This is a genomic window from Pseudomonas thivervalensis (assembly GCF_001269655.1).
Taxonomy (GTDB): domain Bacteria; phylum Pseudomonadota; class Gammaproteobacteria; order Pseudomonadales; family Pseudomonadaceae; genus Aquipseudomonas; species Aquipseudomonas thivervalensis.
Map to the genome: position 1 here is coordinate 193,861 of NZ_LHVE01000006.1, position 26,374 is coordinate 220,234.

The 26,374-nt window shown below is 62.4% G+C and carries 26 protein-coding genes; 16 read left to right on the forward strand and 10 right to left on the reverse strand.

The window, feature by feature from the left end:
• Window positions 1-83 precede the first annotated feature (83 nt).
• Genes AD659_RS06825 through AD659_RS06835 form a run of 3 tightly spaced genes read right to left on the reverse strand, consistent with a single transcriptional unit; the run spans window position 84 to window position 1,644 of the window.
• Window positions 84-329, reverse strand: a complete 246-nt coding sequence (locus tag AD659_RS06825) for a cytochrome C oxidase subunit IV family protein (protein ID WP_053119569.1) — start codon at window positions 327-329, stop codon at window positions 84-86.
• A gap of 12 nt (window positions 330-341) precedes the next feature.
• Window positions 342-926, reverse strand: coding sequence for a cytochrome c oxidase subunit 3 family protein (locus AD659_RS06830; protein WP_053119571.1), 585 nt, complete (start codon window positions 924-926; stop codon window positions 342-344).
• Entirely contained in the window at window positions 910-1,644 is a 735-nt protein-coding gene (locus AD659_RS06835; RefSeq protein ID WP_371856181.1) for a CbbQ/NirQ/NorQ/GpvN family protein, read from the reverse strand. The genes AD659_RS06830 and AD659_RS06835 overlap by 17 nt, the downstream gene beginning before the upstream one ends.
• 268 nt (window positions 1,645-1,912) lie before the next feature.
• On the opposite strand from AD659_RS06835, the gene nirS reads away from it, so the two are divergent.
• From nirS to AD659_RS06890, 11 genes are all read left to right on the forward strand, one after another.
• Window positions 1,913-3,592, forward strand: coding sequence for a nitrite reductase (gene nirS / locus AD659_RS06840; protein ID WP_053119572.1), 1,680 nt, complete (start codon window positions 1,913-1,915; stop codon window positions 3,590-3,592).
• A gap of 24 nt (window positions 3,593-3,616) precedes the next feature.
• Window positions 3,617-3,925, forward strand: a complete 309-nt coding sequence (locus AD659_RS06845) for a c-type cytochrome (RefSeq protein WP_053119574.1) — start codon at window positions 3,617-3,619, stop codon at window positions 3,923-3,925.
• 240 nt (window positions 3,926-4,165) lie between these two features.
• Window positions 4,166-4,495 (forward strand): c-type cytochrome, encoded by a 330-nt coding sequence (locus tag AD659_RS06850; protein ID WP_053119576.1) that lies wholly within the window; start codon window positions 4,166-4,168, stop codon window positions 4,493-4,495.
• Window positions 4,492-5,670 (forward strand): cytochrome D1 domain-containing protein, encoded by a 1,179-nt coding sequence (locus AD659_RS06855; protein WP_053119578.1) that lies wholly within the window; start codon window positions 4,492-4,494, stop codon window positions 5,668-5,670. Before AD659_RS06850 ends, AD659_RS06855 begins: the two co-directional genes overlap by 4 nt.
• Window positions 5,671-5,672: 2 nt before the next feature.
• Window positions 5,673-6,131, forward strand: coding sequence for an Lrp/AsnC family transcriptional regulator (locus AD659_RS06860; protein WP_053119580.1), 459 nt, complete (start codon window positions 5,673-5,675; stop codon window positions 6,129-6,131).
• Window positions 6,128-6,640: a siroheme decarboxylase subunit beta gene (ahbB, locus tag AD659_RS06865; RefSeq protein ID WP_053119581.1), complete on the forward strand. Its 513-nt coding sequence runs from the start codon at window positions 6,128-6,130 to the stop codon at window positions 6,638-6,640. Before AD659_RS06860 ends, ahbB (AD659_RS06865) begins: the two co-directional genes overlap by 4 nt.
• The gene (locus AD659_RS06870; protein ID WP_053119583.1) at window positions 6,633-7,073 is read left to right on the forward strand and encodes an Lrp/AsnC family transcriptional regulator; all 441 of its coding nucleotides are present in this window, start codon (window positions 6,633-6,635) and stop codon (window positions 7,071-7,073) included. The genes ahbB (AD659_RS06865) and AD659_RS06870 overlap by 8 nt, the downstream gene beginning before the upstream one ends.
• Complete coding sequence (gene ahbB / locus AD659_RS06875; protein ID WP_053119585.1) at window positions 7,048-7,617, forward strand: siroheme decarboxylase subunit beta; 570 nt, start codon at window positions 7,048-7,050, stop codon at window positions 7,615-7,617. Before AD659_RS06870 ends, ahbB (AD659_RS06875) begins: the two co-directional genes overlap by 26 nt.
• A 73-nt stretch (window positions 7,618-7,690) precedes the next feature.
• A complete protein-coding gene (gene nirJ, locus AD659_RS06880) occupies window positions 7,691-8,869 on the forward strand; it encodes a heme d1 biosynthesis radical SAM protein NirJ (protein WP_053119587.1) in 1,179 nt (392 codons plus the stop codon).
• Window positions 8,870-8,908: 39 nt separating this feature from the next.
• Window positions 8,909-9,751, forward strand: coding sequence for a uroporphyrinogen-III C-methyltransferase (gene cobA, locus AD659_RS06885; RefSeq protein WP_053119589.1), 843 nt, complete (start codon window positions 8,909-8,911; stop codon window positions 9,749-9,751).
• Complete coding sequence (locus tag AD659_RS06890; RefSeq protein ID WP_053119591.1) at window positions 9,748-11,244, forward strand: nitrite reductase; 1,497 nt, start codon at window positions 9,748-9,750, stop codon at window positions 11,242-11,244. The genes cobA and AD659_RS06890 overlap by 4 nt, the downstream gene beginning before the upstream one ends.
• Before the next feature lie 204 nt (window positions 11,245-11,448).
• Here the strand turns inward: AD659_RS06890 and AD659_RS06895 are convergent, their stop codons facing one another.
• From AD659_RS06895 to AD659_RS06905, 3 genes are all read right to left on the reverse strand, one after another.
• Window positions 11,449-12,633 carry a porin gene (locus AD659_RS06895; protein WP_053119593.1) on the reverse strand — a complete coding sequence of 395 codons (1,185 nt, stop codon included), beginning with the start codon at window positions 12,631-12,633 and terminating at the stop codon, window positions 11,449-11,451.
• A gap of 368 nt (window positions 12,634-13,001) precedes the next feature.
• Window positions 13,002-14,276 carry a glucarate dehydratase family protein gene (locus AD659_RS06900; RefSeq protein WP_053119595.1) on the reverse strand — a complete coding sequence of 425 codons (1,275 nt, stop codon included), beginning with the start codon at window positions 14,274-14,276 and terminating at the stop codon, window positions 13,002-13,004.
• Window positions 14,273-15,682: an MFS transporter gene (locus AD659_RS06905; protein ID WP_053119597.1), complete on the reverse strand. Its 1,410-nt coding sequence runs from the start codon at window positions 15,680-15,682 to the stop codon at window positions 14,273-14,275. Before AD659_RS06905 ends, AD659_RS06900 begins: the two co-directional genes overlap by 4 nt.
• A 90-nt stretch (window positions 15,683-15,772) precedes the next feature.
• Between AD659_RS06905 and AD659_RS06910 the strand changes: the two genes are divergently transcribed.
• Window positions 15,773-16,669 (forward strand): LysR family transcriptional regulator, encoded by an 897-nt coding sequence (locus tag AD659_RS06910; protein WP_053119599.1) that lies wholly within the window; start codon window positions 15,773-15,775, stop codon window positions 16,667-16,669.
• A gap of 119 nt (window positions 16,670-16,788) precedes the next feature.
• Here AD659_RS06910 and AD659_RS06915 read toward each other — a convergent pair whose 3' ends face one another.
• Window positions 16,789-17,151: a DUF6124 family protein gene (locus AD659_RS06915; protein WP_053119601.1), complete on the reverse strand. Its 363-nt coding sequence runs from the start codon at window positions 17,149-17,151 to the stop codon at window positions 16,789-16,791.
• Window positions 17,152-18,168: 1,017 nt separating this feature from the next.
• On the opposite strand from AD659_RS06915, the gene AD659_RS06920 reads away from it, so the two are divergent.
• On the forward strand, window positions 18,169-18,603 hold the full coding sequence (locus AD659_RS06920; RefSeq protein WP_053119603.1) for a nuclear transport factor 2 family protein: 435 nt from the start codon (window positions 18,169-18,171) through the stop codon (window positions 18,601-18,603).
• 182 nt (window positions 18,604-18,785) lie between these two features.
• Here the strand turns inward: AD659_RS06920 and AD659_RS06925 are convergent, their stop codons facing one another.
• Window positions 18,786-19,709 (reverse strand): LysR family transcriptional regulator, encoded by a 924-nt coding sequence (locus AD659_RS06925; protein WP_053119605.1) that lies wholly within the window; start codon window positions 19,707-19,709, stop codon window positions 18,786-18,788.
• A gap of 128 nt (window positions 19,710-19,837) precedes the next feature.
• Between AD659_RS06925 and AD659_RS06930 the strand changes: the two genes are divergently transcribed.
• Both AD659_RS06930 and AD659_RS06935 read left to right on the forward strand, forming a co-directional pair.
• Window positions 19,838-20,044 carry a tautomerase family protein gene (locus tag AD659_RS06930; RefSeq protein ID WP_003202537.1) on the forward strand — a complete coding sequence of 69 codons (207 nt, stop codon included), beginning with the start codon at window positions 19,838-19,840 and terminating at the stop codon, window positions 20,042-20,044.
• Between the two features lie 242 nt (window positions 20,045-20,286).
• Complete coding sequence (locus AD659_RS06935) at window positions 20,287-21,021, forward strand: SDR family NAD(P)-dependent oxidoreductase (RefSeq protein WP_053119607.1); 735 nt, start codon at window positions 20,287-20,289, stop codon at window positions 21,019-21,021.
• A 51-nt stretch (window positions 21,022-21,072) separates the two neighbouring features.
• On the opposite strand, the gene AD659_RS06940 is transcribed toward AD659_RS06935, so the two are convergent.
• Together AD659_RS06940 and AD659_RS06945 are read right to left on the reverse strand one after the other, a co-directional pair.
• Complete coding sequence (locus AD659_RS06940; RefSeq protein ID WP_053119609.1) at window positions 21,073-23,214, reverse strand: TonB-dependent siderophore receptor; 2,142 nt, start codon at window positions 23,212-23,214, stop codon at window positions 21,073-21,075.
• A gap of 258 nt (window positions 23,215-23,472) precedes the next feature.
• A complete protein-coding gene (locus AD659_RS06945) occupies window positions 23,473-24,864 on the reverse strand; it encodes an aminotransferase-like domain-containing protein (RefSeq protein WP_053119611.1) in 1,392 nt (463 codons plus the stop codon).
• A gap of 136 nt (window positions 24,865-25,000) precedes the next feature.
• On the opposite strand from AD659_RS06945, the gene AD659_RS06950 reads away from it, so the two are divergent.
• A complete protein-coding gene (locus AD659_RS06950) occupies window positions 25,001-26,167 on the forward strand; it encodes an MFS transporter (RefSeq protein ID WP_053119613.1) in 1,167 nt (388 codons plus the stop codon).
• Window positions 26,168-26,374 lie beyond the last annotated feature (207 nt).

Consider the following 26,374-nt stretch of genomic DNA (forward strand, 5'->3'; position numbering starts at 1 on the left):
GCTTCGCCAGCTCCTACAGAGCCCAGCGGGAGCAAGCTCCCTCGCCACAAAAGCTCACCCGCCACAGAGGGTTGTGTCGGGATTCAGAGGGCGAACGAGATTATAATCGCCAGCACCGCCGCCCAGCTCAACACCAACCGCCGCCACAACCGCGGCGCATGGCGCAGTTCCATGAAGCCGTCGGCGATCAGCCAGGCCTTGGTCACCGCCACCGCGAGGATGGCGAGGGACACCAGCCCGCTGGCGGCGACCTGGCCCAGGGCGACGGTGCCGGTGCTCAGCACGGCCAGCAATATCCAGCAGGCGATCAGGACACGGGAAGCCGACATGAGCACCCCCGCTCAATCAAGGATGTAGACAACCGGGAACAACAGCACCCAGACCAGATCCACCATGTGCCAATACAGCACGCCGGATTCCAACCCACTGTTGCGCTGCGACCCATAGCGACCTCGCCGGCAACCCTCGGCCAGCCAGGCAAGGATCACCATGCCCAGTAGCACATGGAGGAAATGAAACGCGGTGAGGATCCAGTACAGGGTGAAGAACGTGTTGTGCTCCATCCCCAAGCCGTTCGCCAGCAGATGAGCATACTCAGTGAGCTTGATCGCCACATAGCCGCAGGCAAGCAACAACGCCCCGCACAACCACAGCGCGGCTCGACGCGGCCGGTCCTGCCTGACCTGCTCTTGGGCCAGGGCGGCGAACAGGCCGGCGGTCAGCAGGCTGAGGGTCATCGCCAGGCCCGTGGACCGGTCCAGCAACTGCCGGCCTTCACTGAACATCTGCGGGTACAACATCTGGGCAACGGTGAACGCCAGGATCAACAGCGCGAACACCGATAACTCGGCGAGGATGAAAAACCACATCGCCAGGTCCCCGGGCAAGCGTCGGGGCACGGCAACGGTTTCAGCCGAAGTGGACATCGACCACATCCATCAGTGCGGCAACGGTCTGCGGATCGTCACTCAACGGCTCGGCCAGGCAGGCCAGGCAGGCTTGGCGCGGGTCCATACCGGAGCCGATCATGCGCGCGGCAAAAATCAGCAAGCGGGTGGACGCCACTTCCTCCAGATCATGCTGGTCGAGCCGGCGCAGCGCCTGCCCAAGCCGCACCACCTGAGCCGCCAGGGCCAGGTCCACACCCGCCTCGCGGGCGACGATGCGTTCTTCATCGGCCACCGCCGGATAACCAAAGCGCATCGCTACGAAACGCTGGCGCGTGCTGGGTTTCATGCCCTTGAGCAGGTTCTGGTAACCGGGGTTGTACGACACCACCAGCATGAAGGACGGCGGCGCCTGCAGCACTTCGCCGGTGCGCTCCAGGTACAACTGCCGGCGATCGTCGGCCAGCGGGTGCAGCACCACCGCCGTGTCCTGGCGCGCCTCGACCACCTCATCCAGATAGCAGATGCCGCCCTCGCGCACGGCCCGGGTCAAGGGCCCGTCCTGCCACCAGGTGCCTTGGGCGCCGATCAGGTGACGGCCCACCAGGTCGGCCGCGCTCAAGTCATCGTGGCAAGCGACGGTGTACAGCGGCAGTTTCAGGCGGTGGGCCATGTGTTGGACGAAACGGGTCTTGCCGCAGCCAGTGGGGCCTTTGATCAGCACCGGCATGCCGTGATGCCAGGCCTGTTCGAACATCGCCTGCTCGTTGTCCTGGGGTTGATAAAAGGGTTCGTCGGGGTGCTGCAAAGTGTGGATAGCGTTCATGGCGAGGGCCTGATCAGACAACACGATTGCCGGTCACGCTACGGTGCCCTGCGACAACCTGGCAAGGGCGGCGGCCAGCAAACTTGATCGCCGTCAAGCGGCTCACCACCGCCCTGGGCATAGCCTTGCATCGCACCAAGAACCTGCGCGCCGAACGTCATTTACAGCGCAGCGCGGGTCATGCCTGAGGAGAAATGGAATGCTGATCAGCCACAAAAAAACGTGGGCCCTGAGGGTGACGGCGCTGTGTACAGCGCTGGTTGCTCCCTACGCCTTCGCCGACCAACCCACCACGCCGGAGTCACCCCGCGTGGTCAAGACCGAAGGCGCGCCGGACCTGAGCCAGGCCGACTTCGACTCGGCCAAGGAAATCTATTTCCAGCGCTGCGCCGGCTGCCACGGGGTCCTGCGCAAAGGCGCCACCGGCAAGCCACTGACACCCGATATCACCCAGTCCCGCGGCCAGGCCTACCTGGAGGCGCTGATCACCTACGGCTCGCCCGCCGGCATGCCGAACTGGGGCACCTCCAACGCCCTGACCAAAGACCAGATCACGGTGATGGCCAAGTTCATCCAGCACACCCCGCCGACACCGCCGGAATGGGGCATGGCCGAAACCCTCAAGACCTGGAAGGTTTTGGTCAAGCCCGAGGACCGGCCGACCAGGCAGCTCAACAGTCTCAACCTGCAGAACCTGTTCTCGGTGACCCTGCGCGACGACGGCAAGATTGCCTTGATCGACGGCGACAGCAAGAAAATCGTCAAGCTGATCGACACCGGTTACGCGGTGCACATCTCGCGCATCTCGGCGTCGGGCCGCTACCTGCTGGTGATCGGCCGGGACGCCAAGATCGACATGATCGACCTGTGGCCGAAAGAGCCGACCAAGGTCGCGGAAATCAAAGTCGGCATCGAAGCCCGTTCGGTGGAAACCTCCAAGTTCAAGGGCTACGAGGACAAGTACACCGTTGCCGGTTCGTACTGGCCGCCGCAGTTCACCATCATGGACGGCGAAACCCTGGAGCCCAAGCAGATCGTCTCGACCCGAGGGATGACCGTCGACACCCAGCAATACCACCCCGAGCCTCGCGTCGCGGCCATCATTGCCTCCCACGAGTGGCCGGAGTTCATCGTCAACGTCAAGGAAACCGGCAAGGTGATGCTGGTCAACTACCAGGACATCAAGAACCTCACCATCACCAGCATCGATGCCGCGCCGTTCCTCCACGACGGCGGTTGGGACAGCAGCCATCGCTACTTCATGACGGCCGCCAACAATTCCAACAAGGTCGCGGTGATCGACTCCAAGGAGCGCAAGCTCACCGCCCTGGTGGATGTCGGCAAGACCCCGCACCCAGGCCGCGGCGCCAACTTCAACCATCCGCTCTACGGACCGGTCTGGGCCACCAGCCACTTGGGCGATGCCGGGGTTTCGCTGATCGGCACCGACCCGGTCAAGCACCCGCAATACGCCTGGAAACAGGTCGCTTCGCTCCAGGGCCAAGGCGGCGGTTCGCTGTTCATCAAGACCCATCCCGCGTCACGCCACCTGTATGTCGACACCACCCTCAGCCCCGACGCCAAGCTCAGCCAGTCGGTGGCGGTGTTCAACATCGACAAGCTCGACGCCGGCTACACCGTGCTGCCGATTGCCGAATACGCCGGCATCAAGAAAGGCGCGTTGCGCGTGGTGCAACCGGAATACAACAAGGCCGGCGACGAGGTCTGGTTCTCGGTCTGGAGCGGCCAGGAAGACGAGTCGGCGCTGGTGGTGATCGACGACAAGACCCTCAAGGTCAAGAACGTGATCAAGGACAAGCGGCTGATCACCCCGACCGGGAAATTCAACGTCTACAACACCCAACACGACATCTATTGAGCCCCATCAATAAGAGGAAAAACCATGAAGCCTATTCTGATCGCACTGGCCCTGACGGCCGCCTATAGCCTGCCGGCGTTGGCGCAAGACGGTCCGACGCTGTTCAAGAGCAAGCCCTGCGCGGCCTGTCATTCCATCGACACCAAGGTGGTGGGCCCGGCGCTCAAGGAGGTCGCGGCGAAAAACGCCGGCGTCGCCGGGGCCCAGGACGTGCTCGCCAAGCACATCAAGGAAGGGACACAAGGCAACTGGGGCCCCATGCCAATGCCGGCCAACCCGGTGACGGAAGAGGAAGCCAAGATCCTCGCGGCGTGGGTCTTGACCCTTAAATAACTGGGCAGGGTCTGCCTGGTACCTGTGGCGAGGGAGCTTGCTCCCGCTGGGCCTGTAGGAGCTGTCGAGCGAAGCGAGGCTGCGATCTTTTGATTTTCGCTCCAGCCCCCATTGGCAGGGGAAAGATCGCAGCCTCGTTGCACTCGACAGCTCCTACATAGCTCCCACACAGCGCCTACAGCCCGGCGGGAGCAAGCTCCCTCGCCACAAAAGCGATGCAACTCAACCTCGGAGGACGTCATGGAACGACACAGCTCTGCAACCTTGATAACCGCCCTCCTCTTCGTTTTCTCCTCCTGCGCGCTGGCCGCCCCCGACAGCCAGCGCCAGGTCCAATTGCAACACCTGCTGGAGCAGGATTGCGGTGCCTGCCACGGCCTGTACCTGACCGGCGGCCTCGGCCCGCCCCTGACCCACGAAGCCCTGGCCGGAAAATCCCGCGACAGCCTCATCGCCACCGTCACCCTCGGACGGCCCGGCAGCGCCATGCCCGGTTGGGCACCGTTGCTTGCACCCGACGACATTCGCTGGCTGGTGGACCGGCTCCTTCAAGGAAAACCCGCCTCATGATCCGTTCTCTCCTGTCTTCCACGGCCATCGCCCTGCTGCTCTATGGTTGCGCCCAGACACCGTTGCGCGGCACCGGCGATCTGGGCGTGGTGGTGGAGCGCGCCAGCGGCAGCCTGCAAATCATCGAAAGCGACACTCGCACCGCCCTGGGCCGCGTCGAAGGCCTGGGCGACCTGTCCCACGCCTCGGTGGTGTTCTCTCGCGACCAGCGCTACGCCTACGTGTTCGGCCGCGACGGTGGCCTTAGCAAAGTCGACCTGCTGGGTGCGCGCATTGAGCGCCGGATCATCCAGGGCGGCAACAGCATCGGCGGCGCAATCAGCCAGGACGGCAAGCTGATCGCCGTCTCCAACTACGAGCCCGGCGGCGTCAAGGTGTTCGATGCCCGGACCCTGGAACAAGTCGCCGACATCCCAGCCACGCCGTTGCCCGACGGACAAAAGCGATCACGGGTGGTCGGCTTGGTGGATGCGCCAGGACAACGCTTCGTGTTCAGCCTGTTCGACACCGGCGAGATCTGGACCGCCGACTTCAGCCAGGGCCTCACCCCACGCATCGAGCGTTTCACCGCCATCGGCCAGCAACCCTACGACGCCCTGATCACCCCCGATGGGCGCTATTACATGGCCGGGCTGTTCGGTGAAGACGGCATGGCCCAGCTCGATCTCTGGCACCCGGAGCGCGGGGTGAAACGGGTGCTCGGGCATTACGGACGCGGTCAGGACAAGCTGCCGGTGTACAAGATGCCGCATCTGGAAGGCTGGGCCATCGCCGACCAACAAGCGTTCGTCCCCGCCGTCGGGCATCACCAGGTGTTGGTGATGAATGCCCAGGGCTGGCAGCAGACCGACGCCATCGCCGTGGCCGGCCAACCGGTGTTCGTCACGGCGCGACCGGACGGCCGGCAGCTGTGGGTCAACTTCGCCTACCCGGACAACGACCGCGTCCAGGTCATCGACACCCAGACCCACGCCATTGTCGCCGACCTGCGACCGGGCCAGGCCGTGCTGCACATGGAGTTCACCGCCCGAGGTGACCAGCTGTGGCTGTCCGCCCGGGACGGAGGTGAGGTCCAGGTCTGGAATCCGTATCGGCTCGAACGCCTGGGCAGCCTGCGCGCCCTGAGCCCGAGCGGCATTTTCTTCAGCAGTCGCGCACACAAGCCGGGGTACTGAGCATGACACCCAACTCACTGGCCCGACGCCTGATCGATCGATTCCAGCATGGCCTGCCGTTGTGCGCCGAGCCCTATCAAGCCATGGCCCAAGCGCTGGGCTGCTGCGAGGCGCAGGTCCTCGACTGCCTGCAACACCTGCAGGTGGCCGGGACCTTGTCCCGGGTCGGCCCGGTGTTCGAACACACCCGCGCCGGGGCCAGCACCCTCGCCGCCCTGGCCGTGCCCGAAGACCGCTTGCACCAGGTGGCGGCACGCGTCAGCCAATATCCGGAAGTCAACCACAACTATGCCCGGGAGCACCGCTACAACCTGTGGTTCGTGTTGACCGGCCCCAACCGGGCCCACCTGGACAACATCCTCCAGGAACTGGAACACGACACCGGTCTCATGCCCCTGGACTTGCCCATGCTCACCGCCTACCGCATCGACCTGGGCTTTGCCCTGGAGACTACCCCATGAACATCGCCCTGAGCGAGCAACAGTCACTGGCACTGCGCCGTCTGCTGGAAACCGGCCTGCCCCTGACATCGCGTCCCTTCCAGGCCCTGGCCGAGCAGATCGAGGCCAGCGAGCCACAGGTACTCGAGCAAGTGCAGCGCTGGCATGAACAGGGCCTGTTCCGTCGCGTCGGCCTGGTGGTCAACCATCGCGCCCTGGGGTTTGCCGCCAACGCGATGCTGGTGCTGGATGTGCCGGATGCCCTGGTCGATGAGGTCGGCCGGCGCCTCGGCCAGGCTCCGGGCATCAGCCTTTGCTACCAACGTCCGCGGCGTTTGCCCCAGTGGCAATACAACCTGTTCTGCATGATTCACGGTCGCCAGCGTGATCGGGTCGAGGCCCAGGTCCAGGCGCTGCTGGAACAACACTTGCTGGACGACCTGCCGCACCAGTTGCTGTTCAGCACGCACCTGTTCAAGCAATGCGGCGGACGTTTCGCCGCACCGGTCGGAGCCCGCAGCGATGGATGACCTCGACCGCCGCCTGATCAATCGCCTGCAACTGGGCTTGCCGCTGGTCCGTCATCCTTGGCAAGCGCTGGCCCAGGAACTGGACAGCAGCACCGAATTGCTTGATCGGTTGCACGAGCTGCTCAACGACGGCGTACTCACCCGCTTCGGCCCGATGTTCGACATTGATCGCCTGGGCGGCGCGTTCACCCTGGCGGCACTGGCGGTGCCCGAGCCGCGCTTCGAAACCATCGCCGAGCTGCTCGCAGACATGCCCGAAGTGGCCCACAACTACCGCCGCGAGCACACCTGGAACATGTGGTTCGTGCTCGCCTGCCCCAGCGAACAGGCGATCAACGAGACCCTGCTGCGCATCGAGCACCTGACCGGCCTGGTGCCGCTGAACCTGCCCAAAGAGGAGACCTACCATGTCGGCCTGTACTTCCCCGTCTGAGTCGTTGTGGCAAGCGCCGCCCCGGCTGGATGAGACGCCCCTGGCCCTGCGCCTGGTGGAACTGACCCAGGCCGGCCTGCCCTTGCTCGAAGACCCCTGGGCCTGGCTGGCCGAGCAACTGGGCTTGAGCGTGGAGTCCACCCTCGACCTGCTCAAGCGCCTGCAGGCCGAAGGTGCGATCCGCCGCATTGCCGCCGTGCCCAATCACTATCGCCTGGGCTATCGCCACAACGGCATGACGGTGTGGGACGTGGCCGATGCCGACATCTCCCGTCTCGGCGCCCTGCTGGGGGCGCAACCCTTCGTCAGCCACTGCTACCGGCGCCCGCGCCGGCCCGGCTGGCGCTACAACCTGTTTGCCATGGTCCATGGCCGCAGCCGCGAAGAAATCGATCGCTACCGCGAACACCTGCGCTACCTGCTGGGGGACGCCTGCACCGCCGAGGACATGCTGGTGAGCAGCCGCATCCTGAAAAAGACCGGCCTGCGCCTGTCGCCCGTGGGAGCAAAGCTTGCTCGCGAAACAGGGGCGTCGGTTTTATGAAGGACCGCATCGGCTTCATCGCGGGCAAGCCTTGCTCCCACCAGGCCTTGCTCCCACAACGAAGGAGCACCTTATGTTGAGGATCAGCCACTACCTGCGAGCCCTGGCCGGACAATGTCACGCCCCACGCGTCGCGCCACCGGGCAGCCAGCGCCCGCCAGTGGTGATCTGGAACCTGCTCAGGCGCTGCAACCTGACCTGCAAGCACTGCTATGCAACGTCAGCCGACAGCGTGTTTCGCGATGAACTGGACACCCCGGCGGCGCTCCAAGTCATTGACGACCTGCACGATGCCGGGGTGCGCGTGTTGATCCTGTCCGGCGGCGAACCCTTGCTGCGCGACGACCTGTTCCAACTCAGCGCCTATGCCCGCGACAAAGGTTTTTTCCTCGCCCTGTCCACCAACGGCACGCTGATCGACACGTCCAATATCCAACAGATTGCGGCGGCGAACTTCGATTACGTCGGTATCAGCATCGATGGCCTGGAAGCGACCCACGATGAATTCCGCCAGCTCAAGGGCAGTTTCGCCAGCTCCATGGCGGCCATCCGGCTCTGCCGCGAACAAGGGATCCGGGTCGGGTTGCGCACCACCCTCACCCAGCAAAACCATGCCCAGTTGCCGCGCTTGCTGGACTTGATGCATGAGTACGACGTACAGAAATTCTACCTGTCGCACCTCAACTACAGTGGCCGCGGCAAGCGCAGTCGCAAGCTCGACGCCCAGCAACAGATGAGTCGCGAGGCCATGAGCTTGATCTTCGAGCGGGCCTGGCACGACATCGAACAGGGCCGCGACAGTGACTTCGTCAGCGGCAACAACGACGCCGACGCGATCCTCCTGCTGCACTGGGTCGCCCGGCGCCTGCCTCACCACTACGTTGCCCTGGAGCAGATGCTGCGGGCCTGGGGCGGCAATGCCTCGGGCAGCGGCATCGCTAACATCGACAATACCGGCGAGGTCCACCCCGATACGTACTGGTGGCAGCACTCGGTGGGCAACGTGCGCCAGATACCGTTCAAGACACTCTGGCTCGATCGCCCCGATGCGCTGCTGCTGAAGCTGCGCGAACACCCTCGGGCCGTGGGCGGCCGCTGCGGGCAATGCCGCTGGCTGGCCATCTGCAACGGCAATACCCGCACCCGCGCCTGGGCCGACGGCGACCTGTGGGGCCAGGACCCCGGCTGCCACCTCAGCGATGACGAAATTGGCCTGCACGCGATCCCCAGCGTTGCGATGCCCTGCGCCTGATAACCGACGGCGAACCTGATGACGAACCAAGGAAGTCCCATGCCTGCCTCCATCGTTTTGCCCGCTGCCCTGCAATCGCCCTTCAGACCGGGTGAGGTCGCCCTGGTCGGCGCCGGCCCCGGTGACCCGGGCCTGCTGACACTGCGCGCCTGGAGCCTGTTGATGCAGGCCGACGCGGTGGTCTACGACCGCTTGATCAGCCCGCAATTGCTCAGCCTGATTCCACTCACCGGCGCCCGGCATTACGTCGGCAAGGCCGCCGGCTGCCACAGTCTGCCCCAGCCACAGATCAACGAACTGCTGGCCGACCTGGCCGACCAGGGACAACGGGTGGTGCGGCTCAAGGGCGGCGATCCGTTCATCTTCGGTCGCGGTGCCGAGGAACTGGAGTATCTCCTGGCGCGAGGTATCGATTGCCAAGTCGTGCCCGGCATCACCGCCGCGGCCGGTTGCAGCACTTACGCCGGCATCCCCCTGACCCATCGCGACCTGGTCAATTCCTGCCGGTTCATCACCGGTCATCTGCAACACGAAGGCGACTTGAACCTGCCCTGGCAAAGCCTGGCGGATGACAGCCAGACGCTGGTGTTCTACATGGGCTTGTCGAACCTCGGCACCATCGCCACGCGCCTCATGGCAGCGGGTCTGGCGGCCGATACACCGGCGGCGCTGATCAGCAACGGCACGCGCCCCGACCAGCAGGTCCTACGCGGCACCCTCAAGCAATTGCCGGACATGGCGCGGGCCTGCGCCGAAGGCCTGCCGACCTTGACGGTGATCGGCAAGGTGGTCGGTTTGTTTGCCCATCAGTTACTGGAGCATCCGGCGCGCCTGCACCCGGCGCTACCGATTCAGCCGGGGATGGCGAGGGTCGCATCATGAGGGTCGGCTGGCTTGCCCCGCTGCTGTGGATCGGTGCCGTCCACGGCGCTACGGTGCCTGAACCGGACCTGGCATTGGCCGAACACAACTACCAACAACACTGCCAGCAGTGCCACGGGGTGAACCGTATTGGTGGCGCCGGGCCGGCGCTGTTGCCCCAGAGCCTGAGCCGGATCAAGCCCAACGAGATCCGCGAGGTGATCACGAACGGACGCCCGGCCAGCCAGATGGCGGCGTTCGGCACGGTGCTGGCGCCTGCGCAGATCGATGGCCTGACCCACCATCTCCAGCGTCCACCCGCGGTTGAACCGACCTGGAGCGAGGACGACACTCGTCGCAGCCATCGCCTGCTGGCGGATGTCGCCAGCCTGCCCGATAAACCCCAGCACCATGCCGATCCGCTGAACCTGTTCGTGGTGGTGGAGGCTGGCGATCATCACGTCGATATCGTCGACGGTGATCGCTTCGAAGTCCTGGCGCGCTTCGCTTCACACTTTGCGCTGCACGGCGGACCGAAGTTTTCGCCGGACGGACGTTTCGTCTATTTCGCCTCCCGGGACGGCTGGATCAGCCTGTATGACCTGCACAACCTCACGCTCATCGCCGAGGTGCGGGCCGGGCTCAATACCCGCAACCTGGCGGTGAGCAAGGACGGACGCTGGGTGCTGGTGGGCAACACCCTGCCAGGCAACGTGGTGGTGTTGGATGCCCGCGACCTGTCACTGGTCAAGACCGTTGCAACGGTGGGGCTGGACGGCCAGCCGTCGCGGGTCAGTGCGGTGTATACCGCGCCACCACGCAACAGCTTCATCGTGGCCTTGAAAGACGTGAAAGAGGTCTGGGAGCTGTCCACCGGACCGCACCCGGACTTCGTCCCCCGACGGATCGAGGCCGAGGATTACCTCGATGATTTTTCCTTCTCGCCCGATTACCGGCAATTGCTCGCCACCTCGCGCAAGGCCCAGGGTGGCCAGGTGATCGACCTCGACACGGGGCGGATCGTCACCGATATCGCGCTGCCGGGCATGCCGCACCTGGGCTCGGGGACCTATTGGAAACGCGATGGGCACTGGGTGTTCGCCACGCCCAACATCAGCAAGGGATTGATCTCGGTGATCGACTTCGACACCTGGAAAGTCATCCAGCAGATCCCCACGCTGGGGCCGGGTTTCTTCCTGCGCAGCCACGTCAACTCCCGCTACGCCTGGACCGATGTGTTCTTCGGGCCCGACAACGACGCCATTCACCTGATCGACAAACAGACCCTGGAAATTGCCCATACCCTGCGACCCATGCCCGGCAAGACCGCCGCCCATGTCGAATTCACCCGCGATGGCCGCTACCTGCTGTTGAGCATCTGGGATACCGATGGCGCGCTGATCGTCTACGACAGCCACACCCTCAAGGAAATCAAGCGTCTGCCCATGAACAAGCCTTCGGGCAAGTACAACGTCGGCAACAAGATCGAGTTTGCCGAGGGGACATCGCACTGAAAAAAAGGGGGCTGATGCGCAGCCCCCAATAGCAAACTTCCCCGCCACCAAAACTGCGATGGTGTGCCGTACCGTACCGTAGGAGCTGTCGAGTGCAACGAGGCTGCGATCTTTCCCCAGTCACTTGAATCTCAAGCGAAAGATCAAGATCAAAAGATCGCAGGCTTCGCCAGCTCCTACAGAGCCCAACAGGGGCAGGCGACGTTACCAGGTAAGCACCGCACCCACCGCGAAGGTATCGGTGTCTTCGTTCTGCGCGCTGGTGTCGTGGCCGTCGATTTCGAACTGGTTGTACTCGGCCACAAGTTTGAGGTTGTCGTTGATGTCGTGGAACAGCGCGATGCCACGGGTTTCGTAATCGGCGCCACTGCCCACCACGCCGTTGCCATCGTCATCGGTCTTGCCGTAGGACAACGCCAGGCGGTTCTTGCCCAGTTTGTAGGAGCCCTGCAGCAGGTAGCCCTTGCTGTCGACATTGCGCAAGGTGGCTTCACCGGCATTGTTGGTGAAGAACGGGTTGATGCCCTTGGCCTGGAACCCCGAGCCGGTGAGCGACAGCCCGCCCATCTTGGCCTGCACGCCATACCCCAGGCCCTTGGAAGTCACCGACTCGACAGTGGAGTCAGTGTTGTCCGAGGTCTGGTAGCTGCCGTTGAGCCAGCTGTAGATCTTCGCCCCGCCCAGGTCGAACTGATAGGTGATCTCGCTCTCGGTGCGGGGGTTTTCCTGATAGGCCTTGCCGGTGGCGCTGTTGTCGTTGGTGTCCACCGGGTCCATGATCCCTACCGCCACCCGCAGCCCGTCCATCACTGGCGTGCGGTAGGTGATCTGCGAGGTCGGGAACGGGTACGGATAGCCGCTGCCAATGTTGCCGAACGAGACGCCACCGCCGTCCACCAGCCCCAGGGTGTCGCTGACCTGGCCATAACCGGCGAGCAGTTCGTCCAACAGGATGTTGGAGCGGGCAAACAGGCCGAAGTCCTTGCCGATCAGCACTTCGCCCCACTCCGGGTTGGCCACGGTGCCGTAGAACTGGCGCACATCGATCGCGGTGTCGGTGCCGTTGGTTTCACTGTCGTTGATGGTCACCCAGAACGAGGCCCGGGCGCCGAGCTTGAGGTCATCGACCTGCTTGCCCATATTGAAACCCAGGTAGTTGGGCAAAAAGCCCATCTTGACCCGCGCCTGCCGACGGTCGTACTGCTCACCGGCGCGGTCCACGTCGCTGTTGACGTAGAAGGCGTTGATATAGCCATCGGTGGAAAAGGTGGTCTGGTCCTTGTCGTACAGCATGATTTCAGCGTTGGCCCAAGGCGTCAGGCCCAGGCTGGAAAGACCGGCGATGACCGCAGGCAAAAAACGCAGGCAGGTATTTTTATTGTTGTGCATGGCGCGCTCCGCAACAGGGGACGGGATGTCGGAGGCGATTATCGAAAGGCGCCAGGGCGCGTCATACGCTGCCTTGGAAGCGATTGGCGAATGCTTTGGAAGCGCCGGCCCGGCGCGGCAGTTTGGGTGTAAGACGGCGAGGCTGGCGGGTGCGGTACTTTGGGTGTGGGCCGCAGGGGGGCCTGGGAGGATCAACTCATTGGTCAGTCATTGCGAGTTGTCTGGTTTGGGGCTGCTGCGCAGCCCAGCGGGAGCAAGCTCCCTCGCCACAGGGGTCGCACCCACACTCAAAATTGAAGTCAAATCCAGCTTTTGTGGCGAGGGAGCTTGCTCCCGCTGGCCTGCGCAGCAGGCCCCCCGCTTTCGGCTCAGAACCTCGGCTTGACGGTCTTCCAGTCCGGCCGGTAACGCTGCATCTGCCGCACATCGTCGCGCTGGCGGATGCCGCAACTGAGGAACTGCTCATGCAGCTTGCCCAGTTGATCCCGGTCCAACTCCAAGCCAAGGCCTGGCGCCCGGGTGATCTTCACGCAGCCGTCGATAATCGGCAGCTTGCCGCCCTTGATCACTTCTTCATCCGGCTCCTGCCACGGATAATGGGTGTCGCAGGCGTAGTCCAGGTTGGGCACCGCGGCCGCCACGTGGGCCATGGCCATGAGGCTGATGCCCAGGTGCGAGTTCGAATGCATCGATACGCCCAGGCCAAAGGTGCTGCACATTTTCGCCAGTGTCTGGGTGTCCCGCAGGCCGCCCCAGTAATGGTGGTCGGCCAACACGATCTGCACGCTGTCCAGGGCCACGCTGCGGCGGAATTCATCGAAATCGGTGACCACCATATTGGTCGCCAGCGGCAACCCCGTGCGCTTGTGCAGTTCCGCCATGCCCTCGAGCCCAGGTGTCGGATCTTCGTAATACTGCAAGTCATCGCCCAACAACTCGGCCATGCGAATCGAGGTTTCCAGGGACCAGTTGCCATTGGGGTCGATGCGCAACGGGTAGCCGGGAAACGCCTGTTTCAGCGCCTTGATGCAAGCGACTTCATGCTCCGGGTCGAGGGTGCCGGCCTTGAGCTTGATGCTCTTGAAGCCATAGTCCTGGATCATCCGCCGGGCCTGGGCGACGATCTGTTGTTCGTTGAGCGCTTCGCCCCAACTGTCGGCCGGGTACGGCGAATCGATGTGCTCGGCGTACTTGAAAAACAGGTAGGCACTGAACGGAATCTCATCGCGGATCGCACCGCCCAGCAGGTCCACCAGCGGCACGTTCAGGTAATGGGCCTGCAAGTCCAGGCAGGCCACTTCGAAGGCTGAATAGGCATTGCTCACCGCCTTGCTCGCATGGGAGCCCGGCGCCAGTTCGGCACCGGCGACGCTGGCCGGTTTCTGCGCGGCGACGGTCGCCTGGACGATGGCCCGCAACTGGTTGAGGTTGAACGGGTCCAGGCCGATCAACTGGCTCTGTAACTGCTGCTGGATCGCCAGGGCCGGGGCATCGCCGTAGCTCTCCCCCAGGCCGATGTAACCGTTGTCGCTCTCGATCTCGATGATCGAGCGCAGCGCGAACGGCTCATGGATGCCGCTGGCGTTGAGCAAGGGTGGATCGCGAAAAGCGATGGGTGTGACGGTGACGCGTTTGATCTTCATACAGCGGCTCCCGATGGGCCAGGGTTCAAGGCTTGGGGTTTTTCCCGTTGGTCGGCAACGGTTTCAGGTCGCCCGGAAAGCGAATTCGGCGCATCACGGCCCGGCTTGGTGCGAGCAAAGAAAATCACCACGGCGGCCACCAGGGAGGTGATCGCCAGCCCATACAGCCCGCCCTCGATGGACCCGGTGGTCTGCTCGAGGAAACCGAAGGCCGTGGGCGCCACGAAACCGCCGAGGTTGCCGATGGAGTTGATCAGGGCGATGACCGCCGCCGCGATGCGCGCATCCAGGTAGCCCTGGGGAATCGGCCAGAACAGCGCCGACGCTGCCTTGAAGCCGATGGCTGCAAAACAGATCGCCACGAAGGCAAAGATCGGCCCGCCGGTGGTGGACATGAACATGCCGAATGCGGCGATCACCAGCGTCACCGCGACCCAGGCCTGCTGGAATTTCCATTTGCCGGCCAGGGCGGCAAAACCGTACATCGCGACGATGGAAATGATCCACGGAATGGAGTTGAGCAGACCGACCTGGAAGTCCCCCAGATTGCCCATTTTCTTGATCATGCTTGGCAGCCAGAACGTGGCGCCGTAGATGGTCAGGGCGATGGAAAAGTAGATGAAGCAAAACAGCGCGATCTGTCGGTCGGCCAGCAACTTGAACATCGACGGCTTGATCACCTGTGCGGCTTCCCGCGCCCGCTGCTCTTCGGCGATGGCGGCGATCAAGACGGTTTTCTCTTCAGCCGTCAGCCATTTGGCCTGGCTTGGGTGCGATTGCAGCCAGAACCAGACAAACCCGCACAGCACGATGGAGGCGAAACCTTCAATCAGGAACATCCACTGCCAGCCATGCAGGCCCATCCCGCTGATGTGCAGCAAGGCGCCGGACACCGGGCCGGAAATCACCGAGGCGATGGCCGAGCCGCTGAGGAAGATCGCCATCGCCTTGCCGCGTTCGTTGGCGGGCAGCCATTGGGTGAAGTAGTAGATGATCCCGGGAAAGAACCCCGCCTCCGCCGCACCGAGGATGAAGCGCAGCACATAAAAACTGGTCTCGCCGCGCACAAACGCCATGGCCATGGCCGCCGCGCCCCAGGTGAACATGATGCGCGTCAGCCACGCCCGGGCGCCGTAGCGTTGCAACAGCATGTTGGACGGGACTTCGAACAGCGCGTAGCCGACGAAGAACAGCCCGGCACCGAGCCCGTAGGCCGCGGCGCCGATGCCCAGGTCGGTTTCCAGGTGGCTGCGCACGAAGCCGATGTTGACCCGGTCGATGTAGTTGACGATGAACATCACCACCACCAACGGCAGTACATGACGTTTGACCTTGGCCGCCGCGAGCGCCAGGGTGCCGTCATGGGTGGAGTCCGTTACGTTATTCAAGGGGTGCCTCCCGATCATTGTTTTTGTGAGGAACGGGGCGATGATGGACGCGGCGGATTGTTCCCGTCTAATCTAACTTGGCACTTGATTGATACCTGGATTGAATCAATGTTTGAACTGGCCCAGTTGCGCTGCTTCACCACCGTGGCGACCGAACTCAACTTCCGGCGTGCCGCCGAACGCCTGAACATGACCCAGCCACCGCTGAGCCGGCAGATCCAATTGCTGGAGCACCACCTGGGCGTCGAACTGTTCACCCGCAGCACCCGTAGCGTGGCGCTCACTGCCGCTGGCCGGGCGTTTTTCATCGAAGCGCAGAACCTGTTGGAACAGGCGCAACAAGCCGCCGTGGCGGCCCGGCGTTTTGCCCAGGGCGACATCGGCTCGGTGACCATCAGCTTCGTCGGCAGCGCGGTGTACGAGTTCTTGCCCAAGGTGATTGCCGAGGCCCGGTTGAAACAGCCCCAGGTCAAAATCGTCCTGGCGGAGATGAACACCTACCAACAGCACGAAGCCCTGCGCGCCCGGCGCATCGACCTGGGCATCGTCCGCTCGCCGCTGCTGGAAACCGGCTACGCCACCGAATGCCTGGTGCGCGAACCCTTCGTGCTGGCGGTACCTGCCGGTCATCCGTTGGCCAGCGCCGAAACCGTCAGCGTCCAGGACCTGGACGGCCAGCCATTCCTGATGTACTCCCACGCTGCCTACCCACCCTTCAATGAACTGCTCACCGGCATGCTGCGCTCGGCCCGGGTCGCGCCGCAATTCGTGCAGTGGCTGGGGTCATCGCTGACGATCCTGGCACTGGTCAACGCCGGCATGGGCCTGGCGCTGGTACCGCGTTGCGCCAGCAGCGTGGTGTTCAAGCAGGTGGTGTTTCGCGAGATCGACCTGGGCGAAGGGGTGCAAAGCGAATTGCACCTGGTGTGGCGCGAGGACAACGACAACCCGGCGTTCACCATGTTGCTGGAAGGGATTCGGGGGGCGGTTCGGGAAGGGTTGTGAAGGCGGAACAACAAGGCCCATGCGGCTGGCAGTGCCTGACGGAACCCAACATTCCACCGAGCTTCGTGGACTTAGGTTGTGAGGGCGCTTGCGGCGCCCCCCACAACACTACCTGGCGACTACCCAGGCTTGTAGTTATCCAGTACTCGATTGACCGCTAGCTCACCCAACATGATGATCCGTTGCAGCACCAGCATCGTTTGGCGTCTTGGGCCGTCCGTCAAATCGGTGAGGTCGCTGACCATCACGCTGGCGGATGCCAAGGATTCGCACGCCTCAACGAGTAACGTTTCGTCATCCACCGCTGCGTCGATGGTGAAGATCGTGCTGGGCTTGCGGGGCTGTATCTGCGTTTTCGTTGCCCCGGGGTTCAAGTAGTGCTTGAGCGCGCGGTCTGCCGCCTCTTTCAACTTTTCAGGGTCGAGAGAGTCGCCGTAGAGTACCGAATAGATATCCGGGGGGTTGGGAGTTACTTTGAACATAAATGACAATTCCTACATTGGAGCTGCAACCGTTCTCGACTAAAAGAAGGGTGGCGGCTGTACGCAGGTTAGTCGACCGGTAGGAATTGGTAAAACCCGGCGCGCCCGAGGACGCCCTGCGCACAACCACCATTTAGTGCAGGCATATAAATAACCTGACTGAACGGTGCTCAAGCACCTTACCAAACCTGATGGGCGACTAAACCCGACCACTGATGGGCAGTGGCAGGTAAACGATAGAGGCCAGGGGCAAAGCACACAAGCCGGCGGATTCTGACGCATGCGTAAGGAAGGACGCAAGGTCTCGTAGCCTTTGGGGCGTAATGTGGAATGTATTTAAACGTGTCGCGCTGGATATGTTTACGGAAATTAAACATGGCGACTTTTTTCGTTATTTCCCGGGGCTGTATTGGTGTAAATACAGTGTCTTATGGGACGCTTTGGCCTCATCGATATTAAACGAGGCCATTCCGTAGATAATACGTTGGCGGATACTTTGGGGAGTTTTCCTACAGCTGACCGGCTATAACTTGTTGCGTTATCAAATGGCACCTTGCCCGATATTGACCTGCGGTTCCTCATAGACCGATTGGACTTTGATCGTTCCCACGCTCTGCGTGGGAATGCATCCCGTGACGCTCTGCGTCACCTTCCAGAAGCGGAACGCGGAGCGTCCCTGGCGACATTCCCACGCAGGAGCGTGGGAACGATCGATATGTATTTTCAGCCTTAAAAATCACATGGTTGCAATTTGTTCCATGAGAGCTTGCTCCCGCTGGGCTGCAGGAGCTGACGAGTGCAACGAGGCTGCGATCTTTCCTCTGTCCATTGAGTCCAAAGCGAAAGATCAAGATCAAAAGATCGCAGCCTTCGGCAGCTCCTACCGCAGCCCAGCGCGAGCTTGCTTCCTCGCCACATTGTCAGCGCCCTATTCCAGTCCTCCTCGACAAGTTGTACGATGACCGACGAGCACCCATCGCTCGCGTTCCTGATACCTACAACAACAAGGAAATCCCCATGAAAAAAGCGACATTGGTCATCAGCTTCTTGTGCCTGTTCAGCGGCTACGCAGCGGCCGCCGCTACATCGCCCGAGCAGGAGGTGGCCCAGGCGGTCGATCATTTGACCCAAGCCATGCTGCACAAAGACATCCCCCAGCTCCAGGCACTGGCTGCCGAGAACCTGACCTATGGTCACTCCAGCGGCAACATCCAGGACAAGAAGGCCTTCATCGCCGACATCGAAACGGGCAAGAGCGCGTTCAAGACCCTGGAAATGCAGAACCAAAAAATCACCTTGTCGGGTGATGTGGCGCTGGTGCGCAATCACTTCTCGGCGCAGGCGCTCAAGGGTACTGAGGTGGTGCCGACGGAAATCGAGAACTTCCAGATCTGGCAGAAGCAGAAGAATGGCAAGTGGCTGCTGATCGGGCGTCAGGCGTTTCGGTTCTAATAAGGGGCTGGGCCGGGTACCTCTGCGGCAAGCGCATTATTTGAGCTTTTGGTGATCCATTGTGGCGAGGGAGCTTGCTCCCGCTCGGTTGCGAAGCAGCCGCAGAAAAGGGGCCGCTCCGCAGCCCAGCGGGAGCAAGCTCCCTCGCCACAGGGATGTCTATTCAGACCTCGCACCTTGCGTCAGGCTCCGGCCCACTGCTTCCGGTACTGCAACAGAAAATCCACAAAAGCACGCACCCGCTGCGGTACGTACCGGCCGTGAGGATAGAGCAAGGTGAACGGCCGCGAGCGCCCCGCGAACGGCGCAAGCACCTCCACCAGTTGCCCGTTGGCCAGTTCCTGTTCCACGATGAACTTGTAGGTCTGGAACAAACCGGCGCCATGCTTGGCCAGCGTCACGCCACCCAGCACATCGTCCGAACAGCAATACCCTCCCTTGCCGAACACCTCCTTCTCCTTGCCTTCGACAGTGAACAACCAGGAAATCCGTCGCCCGCTGCTGGGCAGTTCGAACTGGATGCACTCGTGGTCGTCCAGGTCTTCAAGCACCTGCGGCGTGCCGGCCTTGCGCAGATATTCCGGGGAGGCGACCACCACCAGTTTCGCGTCTTCCAGCAGCCGGGCGATCATTGACGAATCGGGCTGAGCCCGCACCCGGATGGCGAGGTCATACCCTTCGGCAACGAAATCGATGTTTCGATTGCTCAGGTGCAGGTCCACCGTCACTTGCGGGTACAGCGCCCGAAAGGCCGGTAACAACGGCAAGATGCGGTGATGGCCATAGGTGGTGGGCAGGCTGATGCGCAGTTGCCCGGACGGCACCGATTGCGCGCCCATCATTTCCTGTTGCGCCTCGACCAGTTGCGTCAGCGCCTGACGGCATTGCTCGAAATAGGTCTTGCCGGCTTCGGTCAGGCGGATGCTGCGGGTGGTGCGCACAAAAAGCCGCGAACCCAGGCGTTCTTCCAGGCGAAAGATCGAGCGGCTCACCGCCGCCGGGGTGACGCCCGCCAACTGCGCCGCAGCGGTGAAACTACCAGCCTCCGCCGCCAGGCAGAACAGTTCTATGCTGCCCAACTGCAGGTCTTCGAAATGACGCTTCATGATTCGTTACACCGCGTATCAACTGAAGTTTCCAAATGCCTGTTTATCAGTCCGTGGCGTATAAATACAGTGGCCTTGCAACACGCGGGCGTTGTCCTGCGTCCATTTCCCATCAGCTGGAGTGCACCATGCCTTTCGTCAATGTGCGAATCACCCGAGACGGCGTCACCCGTGAACAGAAAGCCCAGGTGATTTCTGAAATCACCGAAACCCTCCAGCGCGTGCTGGGCAAGGATCCGCATTTGACCCATATCGTGATCGAGGAAGTCGACACGGATAATTGGGGATATGCCGGGATGACGACGACGCAGTATCGAAGTCTTCCCAAGGAGTAATCCTCCCCCCTTCCAAGCCCGGTTCGATTGACCGGGCTTTCTATATCTACCACCCCAATAACTCTGTGGGAGCGAGCAGGCTCGCTCCCACAGTGGTTTGTGTTGATCCGATCATTAATTACATGACGTATCAACTCAAGTGCCAGACGCCTTATTTATCAAACCCTGGCGCATCAATACCCTGAGCTCAACCAACGCCACACAGGCGCACCGGTTCAACTCAACGTGATCAGGAGTCAATCATGAACCTCAACAAAACCGTCATCATCACCGGCGCTTCCAGCGGGATCGGCCTGGGCTTGGTCAAGGCGTTCCTGGCTCGGGGCTATAACGTGGTGGGCAATGCCCGCTCACCGTCCGGCCTGGAGGCTGCCGCCGCCGAGCTCGGCCATCCGGCCGGTTTTATCGGCGTGGCCGGCGACATCGCTGACCCAGCCACTTCAACCGCCCTCATCGCCCAAGCCGTCGAGGCGTTCGGGGCTGTTGACGGGCTGGTGAACAACGCCGGTTTCTTCCTGCCAAAACCCTTCGTCGAATACAGCCCCCAGGACCTGGACGCGCTGCTGGACACCAACCTCAAGGGTCTGGTCTTCGCCAGCCAGGCCGCTGCCGCGCACATGATCGGTCGGCAGCAAGGCTTCATCATCAACATCTCGGCCGCCGTGGCGCTGCAACCGAACATCCAGGTGCCGGCGGCGCTACCAGTGTTGATCAAGGGCGGTGTCAACCAGATGACCCGCGCCCTGGCCCTGGAACTGTCACCCCACAACATCAAGGTCAACGCCGTCGCTCCCGGTATCATCGATACGCCGATGCACGACCCGGCACACCGCGACTTCCTCGACAACCTGGCCCCGGCCGGTCGCGTGGGCACCATCGAGGAAATTGCCGAAGCGGTGTTGTACCTGGCGGGCGCTGATTTCACGACCGGTGCGATACTGCCGGTGGACGGTGGGATGAGCACAGGCAAGTGGTAAAAAGAAAAACCCCGGAGGCAGTACCTCCGGGGCTTTCATGACACATCGAATTCAGAGCGTGTAGGAGATGCCGGCCTGCACGGTTCGCGGTGCGCCTGGGTAAGCGTAGACGTTACCGAAAGCGCCTTCTTCGTAGTCGGCGTCAAACAGGTTCTTCAGGTCCAGGTTGAGGCGGATCCGCTCGTTGACCTTGTAGTAGCCGAGCAGGTCCACCACCGTATAGCTGTCCATGGAAAACGCATTCGCCGCAGTCTGGCCGGCCCGTTCATCCACGTACTTGGCGCCCAGGCCCAGGCCAAGACCCTTGAGGCCACCGTCCTGGAACTCGTAGACGTTCAACAGGCTGAAGGAGTTCCTGGGCACGTTGAGCAAGCGGGTGCCGGACGGGATATTGATGTCCTTGGTCACTTCGGCATCCACATAGGCGTAGCCACCGATCACGCGCCATTCTGGCGTTAAATTGCCCGCCACGTTCAGGTCAAAGCCCCGGCTGCGCACTTCGCCAGCGGCCACGCTGAAGGTGGAATCCACGGGGTCAGTGGTGAGCACGTTACGTTTTTCGATCTGGTACACCGCCGCATCGACACTCAACTGACGATCCAAGGCTTCCCACTTGATCCCCATCTCATAGGACTTACCCTCTTCCGGCTTGAACCCGCCACCGACGCGACTGGCACCGTTGTTGGGCTTGAACGAGCGTGCGGTATTGGCATAGACCGCCACGGTATCGGTCAGGTCGTAGATCACCCCCAGGCGCGGGGTGACGGCGCTGTCGGTGACATTCCAGTTCCTGCTGCCGGGGCGAGCCTGTGGGACAAACGTCTCGTACTCATGCTCAAAGCGCTCGAAACGCGCACCGGCCAACAGCTTCAAGCGCTCGGTCAGCGCCACCTGATCCTGGACGAACACACCAAACGTCTTGAGATTTTCCTGGTCATTTGTGGGCGTGCGCGTCAGAGGCGGGCGCGGCTGGCCATACACCGGATCGAAGATATCGATCGGATAGGCACCGGTGCCGCCGGCGGAGCGCTGGATGATGGACTGGTAGTCGTAATCTTCATACTCGATGCCCGTCAACAACGTGTGCTCGAACCCGCCGGTGGAAAAATGCCCGGTGAGGTTGAGCTGGGTGTCCCAGTCGGTCCACTCCAGCTTGCGGTAGTTGAAGTTACGCCCCAGGGTGCGTCCATCGGCGGCGATGCCGTTGCCTTCCACCGCATTGCCTTGCAACGTACCGTCGAGCCACTGAGTCCCACCGGCCAGGGTCCAGTCGTCATTGAGCATGTGCTCGAAACGCACCTGCAGCATGTTGTTGTCGTTGTGCAACTTGCCGGCGTCTTTTTCGCCGAAGAACGTATCCCGTGACGCGGTGCCGCGCTGCCCTGCGTAATGGGTCAGGCCACGGTCCAGCGGCGCATTGTTGCGCATGAAATCGCCTTCGAAGGTCAGGCGCGTGGTGTCGTTGACCTGCCAGCTCACCACCGGCGCGACGCCGTAACGCTCGGTCTCGACGTGGTCGCGGAACGTGTCACCGCCCTCGCCGATCACGTTCAGGCGATAAGCCAGGCGCCCTTCTTCGTCCAATGGACCGGATGCGTCCAGAGTACCGCGACGCATCCCTTGGTCGCTGACCTGGCTGCCCAAGGTCACCGTGCGCTCGGCCAACGGCTGCTTGGACACCACGTTGAAGGTACCGCCCGGGTCGCCACGGCCATAAAGCATGGTGGCCGGACCGCGCAGCACTTCCAGGCGCTCGATGGTGTTGGCGTCCGGCATGTTCGGGTAGCCACGGTTGATCGGGAAACCGTTGCGGTAGAACTCGCCGGTGGTGAAACCGCGGACGGTGAAGGTGGTCAGGCCCTGGCCGCCAAAGTTGTTGGCCCGGCCGACCCCGCCGGCGTAATCGAGGGCGTCTTGCAGGCGCGTGGCACTGAGGTCTTCAACGACATCGCGGGACACCACGGAAATCGATTGCGGGGTTTCATGGATCGCGGTGTCGGTACGGGTGGCACTGGCCGAACGGGTGGCGTGATAGCCCTTCACCGGGCCCTGCGCTGATTCATAGTCGGCATTACCCACGATATCGGTGGCTTGCAACTCAAGGGAGGCCGGCTTGGCAGGGATTGGCTCTTCGGCCCAGGTGGGAACGGAATAAGCTTGCAGAACACACAATGAAACGAGAATCCGACGCATCGACGCACAATCCTAATGGAAAAAAGCCTCCACACCGGGAGGCTGACAAGAATGTGTCGCGGAAGATACAGTAACTCATTGTTATTTGATATCTATTCCCATTAACGCTGGTGCTTTTTGTGACTGGTCAGTCCGCTATCGCGAGCAAGCTCGCTCCTACAGTGGATCTTCAGCAGATATAAGTTTTGTGATGGGCCTCGGCTTTCCCTGTGGGAGCGAGCTTGCTCGCGATGGCGCCAGAACAATCTCCCAAAAACCCTACTGACCCACCGCCATCGATTCCTGCTCCACCCGCTGGAAAAACCTCTGCGCACGAACATCCTGGGTATAGGCCACGTTCAACCGCAACCAATCGCACGCCTCGCCCTGTGGCAGGAACGACGAGCCCTGGGACAGTTGGACCTGCAGTTCCCGAGCGATCTGCTGCACCCGCTGCGCCGCCAGGCACCGAGGCCTGGCCCAGACGAACAGCCCTCCCATCGGCTCGGCAAAGACCTCCCAATGAGCCGGGTCCAGCTGACGCAACGTAGTTGCCATCTGTTTGTTCAGGCGCTGGCGCAAGCGCTGGATCAACTTGCGATAAGCACCGTTGGCCAACAACGTCGCCACCACGTTTTCCGCCAGCAGCGAACAACCGATGCCGGTCACCATCTTGACCTCGGCCAGGCGCTGGATGATGTCGGGCTGGGCGACCACGTAGCCGATGCGCAGCGAACTGGACAGCGTCTTGGAAAAGCTCGCCAGGTAAATCACCCGGTCCAAGGCATCCAGGGAGGCCAGGCGCGACGTCGGGCCATTCTGGAAATCGGCGTAGATATCGTCCTCGATGAGACGAAAGTCATGGGCCGTCGCCAGTTGCAACAGACGATAGGCCACGCTCGGCGCCAGGCTGGTGCCGGTGGGGTTCTGGTACATGCTGTTGATGAAGAAATACGAGGGTTGGTGCTGGCCGAGGAGCTGTTCCAGGCGGGCGATGTCCGGGCCTTGCGCAGTTCTCGGCACCGCCACGGTCTTGACCCCGTGCAGCTTCAGCAGATTGAACAGGTTGTAGTAGCCAGGGCTTTCCACCAGCACCAGGTCACCGGGCTTGAGCAGGGTTCGCACCAGCAGATCGAGGCCTTGACTGGCGCCTTGGGTGGTGATGATCTGCGTCGGGTCGACGTGAATGTCGATCAGGCCCAGGCGTTTTTGCAGGTGCAGGCGCAGATGAGGCGAGCCCAACGGGGTACTGTAGTTGAACAACGCGTGGTTATCGCTGCGCACCACCTGGCGGATCGCCTGGCCCAGGTCGGTGTCGTCGCGCCAGGCATCGGGCAGCCAGCCGCAACCGAGCTTGAGCTGCGTCGATTCATTGTCGAATAACCCCCACGACGGATTATCCGTATCAGGTGTCGGTTCCATCGCCCGAGCCAACTGCTGCGCGACAAAAAAGCCCGCGCCATGCCGAGACTCCAGTACCCCGCTGGCCACCAGTTGATCATAGGCCTTGATCACGCTCGACAGGCTCAGGCCATTTTCCCGCGCCAACTGGCGTATGGACGGCATGCGTGCGCCGGGACGAATGCCATGGGTATCGATCCAGCCCACGAGGTGCGTCACGAGCTGCCGGATCACCGGCTCGGCAACGTTGCGATCAATCTTCAGGTCCACGGCGGGCACTCTTGGTCAAGTGTTCTCTATTTTTCGGCAAACAGTTAAACACAAATGGCCTGGGTCTGTTCCTTGTTTGCGTTGTGCCCGGCAGTGATAGTCCTCGGGACTTCTGCATACCCTTAAGGAACACCCTTTGAACCCATCGCATCGACATTCCTGGGGGCTGGCCTTCGGGCTTTGCCTGATCACCCTCGCGGTCAACCTGCAAGCGCCGCTGTACACCACCTACGCGCAGTTGTCCGGCTATGGGGCCGGCGCCACGGCGGTGGCGTTTTCCGGTTATGTGCTGGGCGTACTGCCGGTGCTGCTGGCGTTCGGTGGGTTGGCCGACCGGGTCGGACGCAAGCCGTTGATCCTGGTCGCCCTCGGGTTGTCGATGCTGGCGACGCTGGTGACCATGCTCTGGCCGAACCTGGTGGCGCTGGGCGTGGCGCGCCTGATGATGGGGGTCGGCACGGGGCTGGCTTCGGCCACGTCGACCGCCTATATGACCGAGCTCATGGCCACCGGCGATACCCGCTCACCGGCCAACCGGGTCACCGCCAGCACCTCCCTGGGCTTTGGCCTGGGGGCGGCGCTGACCAGTCTGTTCTTGTTCGTCCACCACAGCGCCACGCCCGGCAGTTTCTGGTTGCAGCTGATGTTGGCCGCCATCGCGATTGTCGTGGTCTGGCGACTCCCGGACCCGGCACCGAGGATCAACGATGCACCGCTGCTGCGCCTGCCGCTGTTTCCCGCCGGCAGCCTGCCCTACAGCTTTTCCATGCTGCTGGCCTGGGCGACCTCGGGCCTGGTCATCGCCCTGTTGCCGTCGGTGCTGGCGACCCACGATTTGCAGCGTTGGTCTGGCTTGTCGACCTTCACGGTCATCAGTTGCGGCTTGCTCTTCCAACCTTGGGTGCGACGCCTGCAGCCGGCCAGGGCCACATGCCTGGGCCTGTTGATCCTGCCCGCGAGCTACGCGTTGCTGGCCTGGGGCGCGAGCGCCGGTTCCCTGCCCGCCGTGCTGCTGGGCGCGCTGGGCGCGAGCAGCGCCTGCTACGGTTTCCTGTACCTGGGTGGACTGTCGGCTATAACGGCCATGGCTGGGGCGGAAAAGGCCCGGGTCAGCGCCGGGTTCTTCCTGTTCGCCTATGTCGGGTTCAGCATTCCGGTGGTGGTGACCGGGTTGTTGGCTGACGCTTTTGGCGCTGATGTGGCGTTGATCGTGTTTGGCCTGGCGTTGTTGGCGGGGGCGTCCGTGACCGGATGGCGAATCCTCCGGACAGAGGCTTATGTGAGCCACCTGTCCCACGGCTGAACTGCCAGGCTGTTGGAACTGTGCAAGAGCTGTGTAGGAGCTGTCGAGCGAAGCGAGGCTGCGATCTTGCCACTGCCCATTGAGTCGAGAGCGAAAGATCAGGGTCAAAAGATCGCAGGCTTCGCCAGCTCCTACAAAACCTCCCTTGAACACCGCGCCCGGCAAAGTCGTATACCATATCCCCACCTAAGCCGAACGACCCGCCGC